Annotated in this window: 10 protein-coding genes and 13 tRNA genes; 13 read left to right on the top strand and 10 right to left on the bottom strand. The window is 44.6% G+C overall.

The window, feature by feature from the left end; all coding sequences use genetic code 11:
• Positions 1–10: 10 nt before the first annotated feature.
• From ACHA99_RS05850 to gltX, 8 genes are all read right to left on the bottom strand, one after another.
• Positions 11–86: transfer RNA gene (locus ACHA99_RS05850), tRNA-Glu, on the bottom strand.
• Positions 87–204: 118 nt separating this feature from the next.
• Positions 205–280, bottom strand: a tRNA-Glu gene (locus tag ACHA99_RS05845).
• Between the two features lie 118 nt (positions 281–398).
• Positions 399–474 (bottom strand) — tRNA-Glu (locus ACHA99_RS05840).
• A gap of 118 nt (positions 475–592) precedes the next feature.
• Positions 593–668 (bottom strand) — tRNA-Glu (locus ACHA99_RS05835).
• A gap of 130 nt (positions 669–798) precedes the next feature.
• Positions 799–874, bottom strand: a tRNA-Ala gene (locus ACHA99_RS05830).
• Between the two features lie 104 nt (positions 875–978).
• Positions 979–1,054 (bottom strand) — tRNA-Glu (locus ACHA99_RS05825).
• A 63-nt stretch (positions 1,055–1,117) separates the two neighbouring features.
• Positions 1,118–1,193 (bottom strand) — tRNA-Ala (locus tag ACHA99_RS05820).
• A gap of 105 nt (positions 1,194–1,298) precedes the next feature.
• Complete coding sequence (gltX, locus tag ACHA99_RS05815; protein WP_105252064.1) at positions 1,299–2,708, bottom strand: glutamate--tRNA ligase; 1,410 nt, start codon at positions 2,706–2,708, stop codon at positions 1,299–1,301.
• Between the two features lie 615 nt (positions 2,709–3,323).
• Between gltX and ACHA99_RS05810 the strand changes: the two genes are divergently transcribed.
• From ACHA99_RS05810 to ACHA99_RS05755, 12 genes are all read left to right on the top strand, one after another.
• Positions 3,324–3,399 (top strand) — tRNA-Val (locus tag ACHA99_RS05810).
• A 44-nt stretch (positions 3,400–3,443) separates the two neighbouring features.
• Positions 3,444–3,519 (top strand) — tRNA-Val (locus tag ACHA99_RS05805).
• Positions 3,520–3,556: 37 nt separating this feature from the next.
• Positions 3,557–3,632: transfer RNA gene (locus ACHA99_RS05800), tRNA-Val, on the top strand.
• A 48-nt stretch (positions 3,633–3,680) separates the two neighbouring features.
• Positions 3,681–3,756 (top strand) — tRNA-Val (locus ACHA99_RS05795).
• A gap of 28 nt (positions 3,757–3,784) precedes the next feature.
• Positions 3,785–3,860: transfer RNA gene (locus ACHA99_RS05790), tRNA-Val, on the top strand.
• Positions 3,861–3,888: 28 nt separating this feature from the next.
• A tRNA-Val gene (locus ACHA99_RS05785) sits at positions 3,889–3,964 on the top strand.
• A 166-nt stretch (positions 3,965–4,130) separates the two neighbouring features.
• A complete protein-coding gene (locus ACHA99_RS05780; protein WP_105252063.1) occupies positions 4,131–4,361 on the top strand; it encodes a hypothetical protein in 231 nt (76 codons plus the stop codon).
• 468 nt (positions 4,362–4,829) lie between these two features.
• On the top strand, positions 4,830–5,849 hold the full coding sequence (locus ACHA99_RS05775; RefSeq protein WP_113941003.1) for a TRAP transporter substrate-binding protein: 1,020 nt from the start codon (positions 4,830–4,832) through the stop codon (positions 5,847–5,849).
• A 59-nt stretch (positions 5,850–5,908) separates the two neighbouring features.
• Positions 5,909–6,565, top strand: coding sequence for a TRAP transporter small permease (locus tag ACHA99_RS05770; RefSeq protein WP_173497702.1), 657 nt, complete (start codon positions 5,909–5,911; stop codon positions 6,563–6,565).
• A complete protein-coding gene (locus tag ACHA99_RS05765; protein ID WP_028761090.1) occupies positions 6,565–7,962 on the top strand; it encodes a TRAP transporter large permease in 1,398 nt (465 codons plus the stop codon). Before ACHA99_RS05770 ends, ACHA99_RS05765 begins: the two co-directional genes overlap by 1 nt.
• A 129-nt stretch (positions 7,963–8,091) precedes the next feature.
• Positions 8,092–9,888, top strand: a complete 1,797-nt coding sequence (locus ACHA99_RS05760; RefSeq protein ID WP_028761091.1) for an ATP-binding protein — start codon at positions 8,092–8,094, stop codon at positions 9,886–9,888.
• A 4-nt stretch (positions 9,889–9,892) separates the two neighbouring features.
• Positions 9,893–11,272: a sigma-54 dependent transcriptional regulator gene (locus tag ACHA99_RS05755; protein WP_173497699.1), complete on the top strand. Its 1,380-nt coding sequence runs from the start codon at positions 9,893–9,895 to the stop codon at positions 11,270–11,272.
• Between the two features lie 16 nt (positions 11,273–11,288).
• Here the strand turns inward: ACHA99_RS05755 and ACHA99_RS05750 are convergent, their stop codons facing one another.
• Entirely contained in the window at positions 11,289–12,536 is a 1,248-nt protein-coding gene (locus ACHA99_RS05750; protein WP_263148775.1) for an MFS transporter, read from the bottom strand.
• Positions 12,537–12,698: 162 nt separating this feature from the next.
• Here ACHA99_RS05750 and ACHA99_RS05745 point away from each other — a divergent pair, with 162 nt between their 5' ends.
• Positions 12,699–13,580 (top strand): LysR family transcriptional regulator, encoded by an 882-nt coding sequence (locus tag ACHA99_RS05745; protein ID WP_263176939.1) that lies wholly within the window; start codon positions 12,699–12,701, stop codon positions 13,578–13,580.
• Between the two features lie 85 nt (positions 13,581–13,665).
• Here the strand turns inward: ACHA99_RS05745 and ACHA99_RS05740 are convergent, their stop codons facing one another.
• Positions 13,666–17,562, bottom strand: coding sequence for a S8 family serine peptidase (locus ACHA99_RS05740; protein ID WP_393941625.1), 3,897 nt, complete (start codon positions 17,560–17,562; stop codon positions 13,666–13,668).
• Positions 17,563–17,991 lie beyond the last annotated feature (429 nt).

The following is a 17,991-nucleotide window of genomic DNA, read 5'->3' as shown; positions in this document are numbered from 1 at the left end:
AAAATATAGATGGTATCCCCTAGGGGATTCGAACCCCTGTTACCGCCGTGAAAGGGCAGTGTCCTAGGCCTCTAGACGAAGGGGACCCGGACTTATGATTTAACTCGTAACCGAGCTTTGTAACACATTCACTTCAGTAGGCTAGGAAGCAAATGCCTTGTTCTTACCAAACAACACGTTAGTTATTTGCTAGGAACCAAAATGTGGTATCCCCTAGGGGATTCGAACCCCTGTTACCGCCGTGAAAGGGCGGTGTCCTAGGCCTCTAGACGAAGGGGACCCGGACTTATGTTTTAACTCGTAACCGAGCTTTGTAACACATTCACTTCAGTAGGCTAGGAAGTAAATGCCTTGTTCTTACCAAACAACTCGTTAGTTATTTGCTAGGAACCAAAATGTGGTATCCCCTAGGGGATTCGAACCCCTGTTACCGCCGTGAAAGGGCGGTGTCCTAGGCCTCTAGACGAAGGGGACCCGGACTTATGATTTTACTCGTAACCGAGCTTTGTAACACATTCACTTCAGTAGGCTAGGAAGCAAATGCCTTGTTCTTACCAAACAACACGTTAGTTATTTGCTAGGAACCAAAATGTGGTATCCCCTAGGGGATTCGAACCCCTGTTACCGCCGTGAAAGGGCGGTGTCCTAGGCCTCTAGACGAAGGGGACCCGGACATATTAATTTGAACTTAACGTTCCCGTTTAACATCTACGGTCTCATAGGCACTCTTCTAAGTAGCGAAGTGTGCCTTGGGTGTATTAATTTAAACTTTCGTTTCTGCTTAATAAGGCAGTAAATTGGTGGAGCTACACGGGATCGAACCGTGGACCTCTTGCATGCCATGCAAGCGCTCTCCCAGCTGAGCTATAGCCCCAAATTTTTGTCAACACAGCTAACTTTAGCAGTATATGTATCAGCAGAAATTTAGACTTTGTTCTTACCAAACAACACGTTAGTTATTTGCTAGGAACCAATATTTGGTATCCCCTAGGGGATTCGAACCCCTGTTACCGCCGTGAAAGGGCGGTGTCCTAGGCCTCTAGACGAAGGGGACCCCGGACATATTAATTTGAACTTTTCACTAGAAAAGGTTCCCGTTTAACATCTACGGTAAGTTTGGTGGAGCTACACGGGATCGAACCGTGGACCTCTTGCATGCCATGCAAGCGCTCTCCCAGCTGAGCTATAACCCCAAACCTATCGAACTACATTTAAGTGCACTGCAAGCATTTGCTCGACTGTGTCTCAACTGCGTGGCGCATTCTATGCAGCGCACCTAAAAGTGTCAACTCGTTTTTTTAGGAATTTATTCTATCTGCTACAAATTCAATCGCTTTGGATATTCTTTGCTCAGAACGGCTTCTTCCAATTAAAAATAGTGTGATATCTAAGCCTGGAGACTGCCCTGCCCCTGTTACTGCAACACGTAAAGGCATACCGACCTTACCCATACCCACATCTAATTCAGTCGCAGTATCTTCAATTGCCTGATGAATAGCTTCAGCTGTCCACTCAGTTAATGCTGATAATTTCTGTTGCACCAGTTGCAATGGCTCTAACGCAACACCGCGTAAATGCTTTTTCGCCTGTGCTTCATCAAACTCAGCAAAATCTTCATAGAAATAGCGGCTAGATGCGGCTAACTCTTTTAGAGTCTTAGCGCGCTCAGCTAATGCAGTGACCACTTCAGCTAATGCTGGGCCATTTGACAGATCAATTTTTTGATCGTCCATGTGCCATTGTAAGTGTGTTGCCACATATTCTGGATCTAGGCTCTTTATATAGTGTTGGTTCAACCACACCAGTTTATCGGTATTAAAAGCAGAAGCGGCTTTGTTGATGTCACTCAACTTAAAGAATTGCTTCATTTCTTCTAATGAGAAAATCTCTTGATCGCCATGTGACCAACCTAAACGTACTAAATAGTTCAGCAGTGCTTCTGGTAAATAGCCATCGTCACGGTACTGCATTACGCTAACAGCGCCATGGCGCTTAGACAACTTAGCGCCGTCATCACCTAGAATCATAGATACGTGTGCATATTCTGGGATCGGCGCCCCTAATGCTTTAAGAATGTTGATTTGACGCGGGGTATTGTTGATATGGTCTTCACCACGCACCACACATGTGATCCCCATATCCCAATCGTCAACCACCACACAGAAGTTATAGGTTGGCACGCCGTCGGTACGGGCGATGATCAAGTCATCTAATGCATCGTTAGAAAATTCAATCCGACCACGAACATGGTCATCAAATACCACTGAACCACCGATTGGATTTTTAAAACGCACCACAAATGGTTCATCAGTCTCGCGAGCGGGTAAGTCGCGACAGCAACCATCATACTTTTGTGCTTCACCGTTAGCGGCCTGTGATTCTCTTAAGGCATCGATTCGCTCACGTGAACAGTAACATTTATACGCTGTGCCCTTTTCTAACATTTGAGCAATGATTTCGTTATAACGGTCAAAACGCTTAGTTTGGTAATATGGGCCCTCGTCCCATGTCAAACCTAGCCAGTTCATGCCTTCTAAAATCGCATCGCAAGCGGCTTGAGTCGAACGCTCAATATCAGTGTCTTCAATACGTAATACAAACTCACCGTTATTTGCACGGGCTTGTAACCAAGAATAAAGTGCAGTACGGGCACCACCAACATGCAAGAAACCGGTAGGACTAGGGGCAAAACGCGTCTTAGTTGTCATAATGGGACACTAACCTATATAAAGTCGTCTAGATAAAGACAATCACGATAAAAAAAGTGGGCTTATTCTAACAGTCAAAGCAGGCGCTGCAAATGGGACAAGCTTCACAGTATCACTTATCTGGTTAAATCGTGTCGCGAATCCCTCCCTTTTATAGGGAAGCCAATATAAAGCGATATATAAAGGTGGCACTATTGCTATCGCCACCATTGATGAATGCTAACACTTGAGATGATTTTTCAGGCTTTATATTCCAACCCCTAAATCTCTACACCTATATTCCTTCGACTATAAATATCTGCGCCATCGAACACGCGCATCTATACACGATCAATGCACTCATACTATTAGTGCGTAGTGCGCTAATTTTTATAAATCACTCACTTCCTCAGCACTTTTACCACAAAAAAGTCCGGTGAATGGGATGAGTTCAACTCGTATTTAATCGCGAGCGTCCAAATTACGTACCATTGACTGGCGAATTAAATAACACTTTGATCGGCGGCGTGATTAGCATTAAGCCAATGTGGACAAAAATAGCGCGACCAATGCTTTTTTCACTAAAAAGCGTTGACACTAGATCGAACCTCCCTATAATACGGCTCCACACAGCGAGGTCGATTAGCTCAGCTGGGAGAGCACCTCCCTTACAAGGAGGGGGTCACTGGTTCGAGCCCAGTATCGACCACCATATTTTCTACAAAGAAATTATGGCATACAAAATGTTATATCCCAGGTCGCTTAGCTCAGCTGGGAGAGCACCTCCCTTACAAGGAGGGGGTCACTGGTTCGAGCCCAGTAGCGACCACCATATAACTTGATGTATTAATGTGTAAAAGTCATTCCCAGGTCGCTTAGCTCAGCTGGGAGAGCACCTCCCTTACAAGGAGGGGGTCACTGGTTCGAGCCCAGTAGCGACCACCATTATTTAGTGAAAAATGACTTAAAAATTGTGTAGTTTAAGAATGCCCAGGTCGCTTAGCTCAGCTGGGAGAGCACCTCCCTTACAAGGAGGGGGTCACTGGTTCGAGCCCAGTAGCGACCACCACATTCTGCAATACACATGTTATATCCCAGGTCGCTTAGCTCAGCTGGGAGAGCACCTCCCTTACAAGGAGGGGGTCACTGGTTCGAGCCCAGTAGCGACCACCATATTCTGCAATACACACGTTATATCCCAGGTCGCTTAGCTCAGCTGGGAGAGCACCTCCCTTACAAGGAGGGGGTCACTGGTTCGAGCCCAGTAGCGACCACCATATTCCTCCCCCAATAAACTTTACCCGCGCGCTGACTCAACTATGCTTGATCTCAATCAGCGAGTGATAAATTATGCTGTTCGGCATTTTATACTTCGTTAAATACTAAGACTATCGACACTCAGCCTGATTTCATTCTGCTTTAGCATTTTTGGAGATCAACATTATGGCCAGCGTCAGTCAATCCGCTTCTCTTGCCAATATTGCCACTTATTTAAAGCATACCCACGCCTGCGATGAGCAAACGGCTCTAAAAGAAGCGCGGGAAGTCATGCATAATCTCGTCAGCATGCGCCAAAAAGGCTTTATTACCGGTTGGTACTTTGATGAACAAGGCCATTTAGCCTTGTTACCTAGCGATGCTATCCTTAAACGTATTCTTTTAGAGGATGACTAACAGTCATCAAATGAATTGTGTCTTGATTGACTACGATAGCTATCGACTTAACCTCCCTAGACTTCACATCTCACCTACACTGCTTCTCCTAAAGCAACCCACCACAATATTTGTCGTTATATCGCATACTTTTACGGCTTTTTTTGATCTCAAAATAACTAAGTTTGTTTAATTTATCTGCAACGACAAGAGCCGTCAATTTGGGGCCGATCTTCACTATGGGTGGGTTTCCACCCAAACACAAAATCACTGTGAGCGAGATCTCACCCACCAAACTAAAAGCGTGACAAACATCAAATGAACTACACTTTAGTAACCAAACACTTACAGAAGCCAGTGTAAGTTGGCGTGGTATTTGCCTTTAGTAAGACAGACCTCAGGGAAATCAAGGCTGTACTCCTACTCAAACTTGGTAACAAACTAACCAAGACTGAGGACAAATCCTAACAACAGAAAAAGGAACTCAAGATGATATTGAATCAACAAACTGGATTGACCCGTCCACTCAAAACCTTAGTCAAAATGCTCGCTGTTGCCTCCGTATTTGCGACCAGTTTTAACGTATTTGCAGAACCGATTGAAATTAAGTTTTCACACGTAGTGGCAGAAAACACACCTAAAGGCCAAATGGCACTTAAATTTAAAGAACTCGTTGAACAACGTTTACCAGGTGAATACAAAGTCAGTGTATTTCCTAGCTCACAGTTATTTGGGGATAACAACGAACTAGCGGCACTGCTGTTAAACGACGTACAATTTGTCGCGCCTTCACTCTCAAAGTTTGAGCGTTACACTAAACGTCTACAAATATTCGATTTACCTTTCCTATTCAATGATATGGATGCCGTGAACCGTTTCCAACAAGGTGAAGCTGGTCAAACATTACTGAACTCCATGAGCCGTAAAGGAATTGTCGGTCTGGGTTATTTACACAATGGTATGAAACAGTTCTCATCTAACACACCACTTAAAAATCCTGCTGATGCAAAAGGCTTGAAATTCCGCGTTATGGCATCTGATGTTCTAGCAGCCCAGTTTGATGCTGTTGGTGCAATCCCTGTGAAAAAACCTTTCTCTGAAGTATTTACCCTACTGCAAACCCGCGCTATCGATGGTCAAGAAAACACTTGGTCAAATACTTATTCACAAAAGTTCTATGAAGTGCAAAGCCAAATCACTGAAAGTAATCACGGTGTTCTCGACTATATGGTCGTGACCTCTGACACTTTCTGGAAAGGTCTACCTGCTGACAAACGTAAGATCATCAAAGAAGCTTTAGACGAATCTATCGCATTAGGTAACAAGATTGCCGCTGAAAAAGACAATGAAGACAAACAGTTAATCCTTGATTCTAAACGTTCACAGTTAGTGACCCTGTCTCCTGCTGAACGTCAAAAATGGGTTGAGGTAATGAAACCTGTTTGGGCTAAGTTTGAAGATCAAATCGGTAAAGATGTGATTGATGCTGCTGTAGCTGCAAATAAATAATAATGATAATAGCCGCTTAAGCTCAACCGAGCTTAGGCGGCCATTTCAGCGAGGGGATTATGGCTGTGATATCGCGAATATTTGGTTATATTGAAGAAGGTGTGCTCAATTTATTGATCACTCTGATGACGCTGCTAGTGTTTTCAGAAGTAGTCGCTCGCTTCTTCTTCAACACGGGTTTTCTTTGGATCCAAGAACTTACATTAACCTTTTGCGGTTGGTTTGTGTTATTTGGTATGTCCTATGGGGTTAAAGTCGGTGCCCATATTGGTGTCGATGCGTTTGTTAAAAATTTAGCACCAAAGGCTAAAAAGATAGTATCTCTTATTACCGCCTTTGTTTGTATAGTCTATTGCGGACTCTTTTTAAAAGGCAGTTGGGATTATTTAAGCCAAATGTATCAAATCGGTTTGCCTATGGAAGACATACATTTCCCACAATTTATATTAAAAAGCCTTGATCCAGATTTTGCTTGGAACACTTTAAAAATCGATATTGAAGATGGCGCAATACCGATTTGGTTATCTCAAAGTATTTTAATTATTGGCTTTTTTATGTTGACTTGGCGTTTCGTCGAACTCTTTATCGCCATTCTGCGTGACCAAGTCTCAGGCTTCCAATTTGCCGATGAAGCGAAAGAAAGTATGCATTTAATCGATGAGAGCGCTAAAAACGCTAAAGTAGATCCAGTCTCTGACCAAAAGGAGGCTAAATAATGGCTATTGCAACCCTATTTACCGCCCTATTCGTATGTATGTTTCTCGGTATGCCTATCGCTATTGCATTAGGTTTTTCCAGCATGCTGACGATTTTATTGTTCTCGAATGATTCCTTAGCCTCAGTTGCACTCAAGCTGTATGAGTCTTCATCAGAGCATTACACTTTACTCGCTATCCCCTTCTTTATTCTGTCATCCGCCTTCCTATCAACGGGTGGTGTTGCTAGACGGATTATCGATTTTGCCATGGACAGTATTGGACATGTCCGTGGTGGATTAGCGATGGCATCCGTTATGGCGTGTATGCTGTTTGCTGCGGTTTCTGGATCATCTCCTGCGACTGTTGCGGCAATTGGTTCTATCGTCATAGTCGGCATGGTAAAAGCAGGTTATCCCGAAAAATTTGCTGCAGGCGTGATCACGACCTCTGGCACTCTCGGGATTTTGATCCCACCTTCAATCGTCATGTTAGTGTATGCCGCAGCAACGGAAGTATCGGCTGCAAAAATGTTTATGGCAGGCTTAATCCCAGGTTTAATGATGGGATTTATATTGATGATCGTCATTTATATCGTTGCCCGCTTTAAAAACTTGCCCTCACGTCCTTTTCCTGGCGTTAAACAACTGGGGATTTCAAGTGCCAAGGCAATGGGTGGATTAGCACTCATCTTTATCGTATTAGGCTCTATCTATGGTGGCGTTGCGAGCCCAACCGAAGCATCAGCTGTGGCTTGTGTATATGCTTACCTTATTGCAGTATTTGGCTACCGTGATATCGGGCCATTAAAAGACGTGGCATGGCGTAATCAAGGTGAAAACTTAGCCAAAGCAACTGCGCGTAACTTAGGCCATATGTTCTTAGGACTGATTAAAACGCCTATCGACAAAGACATACGTCATGTTGTGCGCGATGGTGCCAAGGTCAGTATCATGCTGCTGTTTATCATAGCTAACGCTATGCTATTTGCGCATGTATTAACCACAGAACGTATCCCTCACATTATTGCTGAGTATATTGTTAGCATGGGTTTACCCGCCTGGGGATTCCTGATCATCGTTAACTTACTGTTGCTTGCTGCCGGTAACTTTATGGAGCCATCGGCGATTGTACTCATTATGGCGCCAATTCTGTTCCCTATTGCAACGCAATTAGGCATAGATCCTATCCACTTAGGTATCATAATGGTCGTGAACATGGAGATCGGTATGCTAACGCCGCCGGTGGGACTCAATCTCTTTGTCACCGCTGGGATCACGGGACGCAGTATTGGTTGGGTGATTCAGTCGGTTCTACCTTGGTTACTCGTGATGCTAGCCTTCTTAGCCCTGATTACTTACGTACCACAGATTTCACTCTTCTTACCTGAATGGTTGGATTCGATGCGTGGATATTAGTCTGCAATTCAAGGTTGTGAGATTACCCCTTGATTACAGATAGATTTTAAGCGAGCCTAGTCAGGCTCGCTTTGTTTTATTATGCGCAGTATCAGTTATTGATCCCGTTGCTTTATCAGGATAACCACCATGTTGCCCATGACGCCTAAGGCCAAGAAACGCCTCTTTCTGACCGTTGTGTTACTTGCAGGCCTATTTGCAACCCTCAAACTGACCTACTGGGTGCATTTGCATCAAGGTAAAATCGAGATCCAAAAGCAATCGGAGAAACAACTAAAGGAATTAGTCAGTTTTCTCGATGGTGCACTATCGCGCTACGAAAGTATTCCCCACGTGCTCTCGACTAACCCAATGCTCGCCAATGTCCTGAACGACCAGCAGAATCCTGATAAAGTCCAAGAGCTTAATTTATATCTCGAAGAAATTCAGCATGTCACCGAAGCATCCGATATCTATCTGATCGATGCCTTAGGTATCGCCATTGCCGCCAGTAACTGGCAACAAAGTTTTTCCTTTATTGGCAAGGACTACTCCTTTAGACCCTATTACACAGATGCTATCTCGGGCAATCTAGGCCGTTATTACGCAGTGGGTACCAGCTCAGATAAGCGCGGATTTTATTTCTCTTACCCTATTTATCAACAAGGTGGTAAAGGCATACTTGGGGCCATCATAGTCAAAGTTAATATTGCCGACATAGAGCAACAAAGTACCAGTATCGCGATTGCGGGTCAGTATCAGTTCCTTATCAGTGATCCTGAGGATATCGTCTTTATTTCCAGTATCGATGAATGGCGGTTAAAGTCACTAACCCCGCTTACCCAAGCCAAGCAATATGCCCTTAATGCCTCAAAACGCTATGCAGAACGTCCCATAGGAGAGTTGTTGATGAAGCCGCCCTATGAAAGTGGTAGTCAAGCTATGCTTTACCAACTGCAAACGGGTACAGACCATGAACAATACATGGACATCCACCAATCAATGGCTAAAGCAGGCTGGCGAGTACACATCTTAGCGCCAATCAAACCTTTACTGACCTCTTTGCCCGCACTGATGTTACTGTCAGCCAGTATTTATCTTTTGCTGGCACTCAGCATCCTATTTAACGCCGAGCGCCGTCGCAATCTACACCGAATGCAACTAGCGCAAAGCCTATTAGAACAGCGAGTTGAAGAACGCACTCAGGACTTACAGCAGGCCAACAATCAACTCAAAGATACTCAAGATGAGCTGATCCAAGCGGCAAAACTGACAGTGATAGGCAGTTTATCCGCCAGTATTAACCATGAACTCAATCAACCACTCGCGGCACTTCGAAGCTATGCCCAAAATACCCAAACTTTTCTCGCCCGTGATATGCAAGATAAGGCACTGGATAATATCAAGATTATTATTGAACTTACCGACAGATTAGCCGATATTGTTGGGCAATTTAAAAGCTTTACCCGCAAGAGCCAAGGCGCTGATAGCGCAACCGATATTGGCCGCTGTATCAAGCAAGCCCTGACCATAGTTCAACCTGCAATTGATAAACAGGGTGTTGAACTCGATGTACAATTACCCAACGGCAACTATCAGGTTTGGGGCGATAAGGTTAGATTACAACAAGTGTTTGTCAACATTATGAGCAACGCCATTGTCGCTATGCAACAATCAGTTAAACGCCAATTGGTTATCCGCGTGACCAGTGAAGATAAGTTTTGCATCAGCATCCAAGATTCGGGCCCTGGTGTGCGTGAAAGCCAAATGGAGAAAATCTTCGAACCCTACTTTACCACCAACGAACGGCACGGATTGGGGCTAGGCTTATCAATTTCACAACGTATTATCGAATCCATGCAAGGCCAAATTAACGTTGCCAATGCCGAAGAGGGTGGCGCTATTTTCCAGATAATTTTACCTATTTACTTGCTCGAGGAACGTTAGTTTTATGAGTGTGCCCAATTCAATTCAAGATTATTCTGTTCTCATCATCGACGATGAGCCGCACATAGGCACAGTTCTCGTGCAACTATTTGAACTGGAGGGCATTAAGGCGCTCGCCACCACAGAACCCAAAGGTATCGCTAAGTTGCTGCATAAAGATTGGGCGGGAATGGTGATATCGGATGTCAACATGCCACAATTAGACGGCATCAGCTTAATGCAACAAATCCGTCTGCAAGATCCCGATCTCCCCGTTGTCCTACTCACTGGTTTTGGTGATATTGCCATGGCAGTCAATGCCTTAAAACAAGGCGCCTACGACTTTCTCGAAAAACCCTTTAATAACGAACATATACTCGATGTGGTTAAACGCGCCTTAGAAAAACGCAGTCTAACCTTAGAGAACCGCAAGCTTAAAAAGGATCTCGAAAGCCAAAGCGTACCGGGCCCTCGTATTTTGGGCAACAGTGTCGGCATCAACCGTATGCGCCACATCATAACCCAAGTGATAGATACGCCTGCGGATGTGTTAATTGAAGGCGAAACAGGTACAGGTAAAGAACTTGTTGCCCGCTATTTACACGACCACAGCAGCCGCAGCCAAGCCAACTTTGTCGCCATCAACTGTGGTGCAATCCCCGAAAACTTAATTGAAAGTGAACTCTTTGGCGCCGAAGCGGGGGCCTTTACTGGCGTCGATAAGATGCGCATTGGCAAATTTGAATATGCCAATGGTGGCACGTTATTTTTAGATGAAATTGAGAGTACGCCACTGTCGCTGCAAGTAAAACTGCTGCGGGTACTTGAAGACCGTAAGGTTGAACGCTTAGGGTCAAACAAAAGCATCAGCCTTGATATACGGGTAATCGCCGCCACTAAAGTAGATTTAAAGAGCCTGTGTGACACCGGGGAATTTCGCCAAGACTTGTTGTATCGCTTAAATCTGGTGACTGTGCCCATCCCTCCCCTGAGAGATCGCCGTGAAGATATTCCGTTACTCTTTTTACACTTTGCCCGCGTCGCATCGGCACGCTATCACAAAGCGCTTATTGCCTTAAATGCGGAGCAAAACGCGATACTGACTTCCCACGACTGGCCAGGCAATGTGCGTGAGTTACGTAATCTCGCCGAACGCTTTGTGCTGCTGGGCGGAGAAGCCGCCTTTGCTGGCACGTTAGGCAATACTCCAAGCCTGCACTCGAGTATGTCCCTGCTACAAAGGGTAGAGTTTTTTGAACGGGTACTGATTGAAGAAGCACTTAGCCACAACAAGGGCAGTATTAAGCAGACCATGGAGCAGCTAGAACTGCCCCGAAAAACCCTCTACGACAAAATGCGTAAATACGATTTAGACCGCAAACAGTACATTAATTCCGATGACTAAAAGGCATATTTAAGCTTTAGACCAACGCCCGTTTGACATGAGTTTGATGGTAATGCAAACGGGTGATAGCTAAGGCGATCAAGGCTAATAAGGTTAACGACCCCATCACCACACCTCGCCACTGCGCCTCATGCCAAAACATCATCAAATAAGGGCCGCCAATCGCAGCACCTAAGTAATAACAACATAAATAGAGTGACGTCGCCTTAGCTCGATCACGACTGGCCCGCATTGCAACAAAGGAATTACAGCAACTGTGGGTAAGGAAGAACCCACAGGCGGTCATTAAAAAACCTAAGCTAATGGTTAAGGTCGTATCAAACAGGGTCAGTAAACTGCCGAGTAACATCACGCACCAAGACCATTGATACAACTTATGTTGACCAAATTTGGCGAGCCACTTTGCAGTAAAATACGAAGCGACAGTCCCGCTGGAATAACACAGAAAAATCAAGGTGGCTTGGAAACGACTCCATTCATAGGGTGGAGCCATCAAATGCAGTTGAATAAAGCTAAATTGATTCACCATCATCATAAAGGTCAAGCCACCAATCGCGTAGACCAAACGCATTTGCGCATCGGTGAGATGATGACTAAAGCCATGAAGATCTTGCGCTAAACGGACGCGTTTTGATAAGGAAGGCTCAGTGTTACTGGGGGACATCGACTGCGCATCGGCAAGTGAAGGCAGCAAATAGTTCACTAAAGCCACCCCCGCTAACGTCACTAGAAACAGCAACCACATAGATTCTTGCCAAGATAAAAACTGCGACATTAAACCACCGAGCAGACGTCCAACAATCCCGCCAATACTGTTCGCCATGATATAAATGCCTGCGGCTTTCAGCATAGTGCTTGGTGATAATTGCTCCTTAAAGTACGCCATGGCAATCGCAGGTACGGCAGCGAGTAATGCACCTTGTAGCAATCGCACTAGCACTAACCCATTAAAATCCGGCGCCCAAATTAATAGTAAATTAGACAATGCCAATAACCACAAGCTGACAATGATTGGAGTGTGTCGACCGATACGATCTGACAGTACCGCATACAAGAGCAATGAAAAGGCTAAGGAAAAACTGGTCACAGACAGGATCAAGGTTGCTTTAGAGCCTGATACCGCAAAATGTTCCGCAATCAGCGGCAACATGCCTTGCATTAAATACAAGTTGATATAGACCACCACTGAAGCGACGCAGAGCGCCCACATCAATCGGGTGTCACGCTGTTTATTGTCAATCATAGTATCTAATACGGCTTGCACGGGAGCCTCAACCAAGTATCACTCATAGGATAGACAAAGATTATCACTGGGCATAACATAACAATAATAGATAATATCTATCGTAATCATTGATTTTTGTTATAGAAATAGCGCACCAAAAGTACACTTCTTGCCACTGATAAAATAGTACGAGCCCGATTAATGGATATTCGCCAACTCAAACATTTAGATGCCCTTGCCAATACCGGCAGCTTTACCGCCGCAGCCAAGAAACTGAATATGGCTCAGCCCGCGTTAAGCCAAAGTATCAAGCGCTTAGAGGTCGCACTCGGCGTCACCTTAGTCAATCGTACGAGCAACAAGAATGATAAGCTGCTCACACTCACGGCCGAAGGTTTAGTCCTGCATCAACATGCCACTTTGATCCTGAAACAGGTTAAACAGGCCGAAGCGCAAATCCGTGCCATGGCCAATCTCACCTCGGGAGAGGTCCGCATTGCCGTGCCGGGCATGCTGGGTTCTTTCTATCTCCCCTCGCGCTTAATGGCTTTTCGGCATAAATACCCCGAATTGAAACTATCACTGTTTGAAGGCGGGACACGGGATGCACTGCGCATGTTGCAACAGGAAGAAGTGGATATTGCGATCATTACCGCCCAAGACCTACAGCCCGAATTTGATAGTCAGCTGTTGATCCGTGAGCAAATGGTGATCGCCATGGGTGCCGAACACCCTTTAGCGGAACATAGCGCTGTGAGTCTACATGACTTTTTCGACCATGAATTAGTGATGTTCAAAACAGGTTATTTCCACCGTGAGTGGATACTCTCTCAAGCCAAAGAATTAGGCAAAAAGCCCAATATTGCCTTCGAGACCAATTTGATTAATCTGATTAAACAGATTGTTTCCCAAGGATTTGGGATCACCAGTGTGCTTGAGATGGCGATAAGCTCAAAAGATGACATTTTAGCCAAACCCTTCGATCCACCGGTATTTTTAAACCTCCATATTGCATGGAAAAAGCAGCGCCCCGTCAGCCAAGCAGACCGCGCCTTTGTCGATTTTTTAATGTCAAATCGCTAACCCAAACCAGCAAATACAAAAAGGGCTGATATCAATATCAGCCCTTCTCTCTTACCATTAAACCATCCGATTTTACTCTGAGGGTTTAGCCTTGTTTACGACGACCAAACGCAAAAGGTAGCAACAATAAGCTTAACCAACCTAAGGCACCACCATCATCTTTCTTGGCTGGTGTTTCAGTCACAGATACAGACACAACACTTGAATCTTTATTGCCGTGGTTATCAGATACTGTCAGTTGGAATGAAACAGTCTGAGCAGAGCCACTCACGTTTGGTGCAACGAGATTAAGCTTGGCCGCATTAGCGTCAAAGTTAAAGCTGGTGCCCCCTAACTGAGTCCATTTGTAGGTCAAAGGATCATTGTTGGCATCCGACGACTTGCTCGCATCGATGAACAAAGGTTTACCTTCTTGGACAGTGGCAGGAGCTTCAATCACAGCGACTGGCGCCACTTCTGGAACATCAAATTGATACTCCTGCTTCAAGATTTCAGCCGAGTCGTTATTCACTTTGTTGGTCAATGCCACTATGTTGCCTTGACTCGCCTTACGTGGCACTAAGTCAAAGGTGACATCTAATGCCGCAGCAGCAGAGGCCATTTCGATAGTCCAAGTGATCTTATTGCCCACTTGTGCGCCTTGATGGCTAATATTAGCCACTTCATGACCTTCAGGTAATAACGCCTCTAGGGTGTAAACACGGGTTTCTTGCGTTTTGTTCGCTTCAATACGTGTCTTCATCACTTTAGCGGTGCCAGGTGTTAATTCACCAGAAACAGTACTGCCTAGAGGAGGTAATACGTCATCACTAACGCGCTCAAATACGACCGGAATTTTAACAGGTGCGACTTTGTCATCAGTGGTGGTCAGCGTCAGCATAGCTATGCCAGCATCTCCCACTAGCATCGCTTGTTTCCATGCTAAGTTGACATTGAAATCTTTATGATCACCCGTAAGATTTGCAGTTAAGTTATCACCCGCTTCATCATATAAGGTTACTTGTTTCAAACTAAAGGCATCATCCGCATCGGCTGCAGATGCCTGATAGTTTTGTACAACGACAATATACTCACCCTTCACTGGGTTCTTAATGGATACACTTTCCTTTGAACCGCCAAACGCAGAAGATGCCGCGATAGAAAGCTTGCTACCGTCTTTCTTATCGAGTATCACAAACATGTCTAAGTCAGGAGAGGTTGTATTACCGATTGATGCATTGAAATATAAAGCTTTATCTTCAACATTAAAGCTAAATACTTTTACGCCATCGGCCAAATCATCAAATGCACTATCGGTATTTGAATCCTGTTTCACACTTGATTCATAAGTAGCGCTTAATTTAAGTGCAGTCACTGTCGCCGCAACACCGGGTAGATCAATCGCTTTCAAGTGCGCCAAATTACGTTCATCTGCATCACGTGAGGCTGAAACATTAACCAAAGCAGGTAAATCGCGTTTAGCTATCTTAGCTACGATCGGCATATTAGCCGTTGGGAAAGTATCGGACGTTAATACTAAGTTACCAAAGCCCCAACTTGCACCGACGTCAGTCACATCCGCAGTCACTGTAATCGTTTGGCTTTCACCTTTTTTGAGATTAAAGCTTTCTGGCGTCACAGTTAACGCGAATTTATCCGTTGCGGAAACGCCTTTTGCAGTCCAGCTACCATCAGCCGTTGCAGTAACAGTACGTGTCCAAGTACAAGTATCGATACAACGTGAATCAGCCATGCTTGGAATGTTTAGCTTACGTGGATCACCACCTGTCGAAGGATTAGCAATCTCGTAGTTTAAGGCACTTTCATCCATCACTAAGCCCGTTTTTGCCGCTAAATCAACACGAATACGACCGGCTCCTACGTCAAACGGATCAGCAACGGTTTTACCATCGGCTTTTTTCATGGCTTGGGCTGTCGTTGACGTCATCATTAGCGCAGAACGAATGTTGTCTGGCGTCCAATCCTTATGTAGCGATTTAAGTAACGCACCAGCACCGGCAACGTGAGGACTCGCCATTGAAGTACCTGACATCAAAGTGAAATCGGCAGGATCTGTACCTGTTTCATCATGGCCAAACTGTTGGTCGGAATAAGCAGCGTAGATGTCACTGCCCGGTGCAGCAACATAGGGTACGAGTACATCGTTAGTCAGATTAGGTCCAATCAATGAACTGGCAGATAAAACATCCGCTTCTTTACTGGCAACTTTAGGGGTTGGAGACAGCGTGATTTCAAGAGCAGGATTTGCCGCCATAGCAGCAATCAATTCTAAGCCATCAATATCACCAATAAATACCGCTGGAATATTCAATTTATCCAGCCCCGACATAGTCAGACGCTCATTATTTTCACCATCTCTATTGAAAACAATCACACCCTTAGCGCCAGCGGCCATTGCGGCGGCCACTTTGATATCGAATGAGCAAACACCGCGTCTTAAAACGGCGATCTTGTCTTTAAAGGCATCGGCTGTGAACGGTTTACAGGCTTCAAAATTGGTCGCATCAATTGCGCCAGCATAAAGGGGAACACCTTTGAGCACTTCAGTTTGAACTGGACCAGAACCAGCAGTGTAATGATAGTTTTTACCATTAAATTCCACGGCGCGTACTATGTCACGGTTATGAGTCGAGTTAGCGACCGAAGTATACCAAGGTGCATTTTTAGGCGTAGAGTAAGGTGTTTGATTAATCGCAGGGCTCGTGCTTGTCGCAGCGCGTGTGTTACCCGCAGCCACTGCAGCAAAAATCCCCGCATTACGCGCGGCTAAAAAACCTTGTTCCGTCGCACTATTCCACGGGTTTCCACCACCACTGATAGAAAAGTTAAGCACATCGACGCCATCTTTAATCGCATCATCTAAGGCTTTTAAAATCGGTGCGGTCGGGCAGCCAGAATAAGTGTCGCCCGCATTACCCGGATTACAAATTTGATAAGCTATAATGTTTGCATGTGGTGCAACACCTGAGATTTGTTTAAATTCAAGGCCTGTCGCAATGCCATCGCTTTCTAACTTACCTGTTTCACCTTGCACATAAGGCACATTCACTAGGATGTTACCTGCTGCGGTACTCGCAACGTGAGTACCATGCCCACCATAATCCTCACCATTTTTAGCTGGAGGGGTGTCACCAAACACTTTTGCATCATCGTAGTTATTTGTTATCTCAGAGTAACTGCGAACTCCAATCAACTTGTCATTACATATGCTCGCGAAATCAGTTTTACAATCACCAATATAGATGCCTTGACCTAATGGGTTTGTGTGGTCATAGCCATCTTGGCCAACATCAGCGAATGAAGCATGATCTGAGTTAATACCTGAGTCGATAATACCGACGATCACGCCTTCACCCATGGCTTTCGTGCCCGTCGCGCTGCCATCCCATACATTAGGAGAACCGATAAGCGCTTGACTGACGTCGGTTTCCATTTGCTCCATGCGCTCGCGCTCAACAAACGCAACCTCAGGTAACTCAGCCATTTTCTTCGCTTGAGCTTGAGTCATGCGAACCGCCATACCGTTTAACGCATACTGATATGTCGTTAATGGTTGCAGATTGGTGCCAATAGCCGCACTCGCGTTAGCTAAAAATCGGTTCTGTTTTACTTTCAAATAACTAACATAACTTTTGACTTCAGCTTTAGAAGCATCAAGTTTACCGTTCACAGCAACTTTTGAAGTACCGTTTACCTGCACTCTTTGTGAACTAGTCGCTTTTAATCCTGGAATAGTTCCTTGGTAATTAGCAACCGAACTATCGCGTAAACGGACGATATAAGTATATTCACCCTCACCTAAATCTGCTTCAGGTACAAACTTAACCTCAGCTCCGGCAGCGTTACCGCGTAATGAAGTGACTTGTAATTCACTTGGAATATCTAACTGCAAGGTTTCACCCGTAGGTGATAATACGGTTTGTGCATTTGCCGCCGACGATAACAGTGCCATAGACACTGCTAATGCTATTTTAGTTTTCATTGTGACTTCCCTAATTCTTATAAGTTGTATGATTTATAAAACTCAGGTTTGGGTGGCATGAAAACGCTGCGGCAACCAAAAACATCACCCGTAACTGACATTTTTTATGAATAACCATTCAATTTACTGTGATGATGATCACTGAGTTTTATCGCGATAACTTGTAACACGTGATGATACAAATTAAAACAGCAAGTTAACAGAACGTAATTCAGTAAATGATGAACAACCTCATACCTTGTTAAAATAAATCCATAGAACCTTTATCAGACTGTTTTATGTCCCAACGATAAGTCGTAGTATAAAAATCGATAAAAACAAATAATAAACATTAAATCATATAGTTAAACTTAACCTTTAAGTGTCAGCTCAAAAATAGCCTTAGGTTAAACAGAATAAATCCCCGTAAATAAATATTCTTTTTTATAA

Source organism: Shewanella sp. S23-S33, assembly GCF_043359565.1.
Taxonomy (GTDB): Bacteria; Pseudomonadota; Gammaproteobacteria; order Enterobacterales; family Shewanellaceae; genus Shewanella; species Shewanella oncorhynchi.
Note: the sequence above shows the minus strand (reverse complement) of the source record. Positions and strands in the feature narration are given on the sequence as shown.

Excerpts from the sequence above, each read along its gene's own strand:
- ACHA99_RS05780 (WP_105252063.1), top strand. The coding sequence starts at position 4,131 with ATGGCCAGCGTCAGTCAATCCGCTTCTCTTGCCAATATTGCCACTTAT.
- ACHA99_RS05775 (WP_113941003.1), top strand. The coding sequence starts at position 4,830 with ATGATATTGAATCAACAAACTGGATTGACCCGTCCACTCAAAACCTTA.
- ACHA99_RS05745 (WP_263176939.1), top strand. The coding sequence starts at position 12,699 with ATGGATATTCGCCAACTCAAACATTTAGATGCCCTTGCCAATACCGGC.
- ACHA99_RS05755 (WP_173497699.1), top strand. The coding sequence starts at position 9,893 with ATGAGTGTGCCCAATTCAATTCAAGATTATTCTGTTCTCATCATCGAC.
- ACHA99_RS05765 (WP_028761090.1), top strand. The coding sequence starts at position 6,565 with ATGGCTATTGCAACCCTATTTACCGCCCTATTCGTATGTATGTTTCTC.
- gltX (WP_105252064.1), bottom strand. The coding sequence starts at position 2,708 with ATGACAACTAAGACGCGTTTTGCCCCTAGTCCTACCGGTTTCTTGCAT.
- ACHA99_RS05740 (WP_393941625.1), bottom strand. The coding sequence starts at position 17,562 with ATGAAAACTAAAATAGCATTAGCAGTGTCTATGGCACTGTTATCGTCG.
- ACHA99_RS05760 (WP_028761091.1), top strand. The coding sequence starts at position 8,092 with ATGTTGCCCATGACGCCTAAGGCCAAGAAACGCCTCTTTCTGACCGTT.
- ACHA99_RS05770 (WP_173497702.1), top strand. The coding sequence starts at position 5,909 with ATGGCTGTGATATCGCGAATATTTGGTTATATTGAAGAAGGTGTGCTC.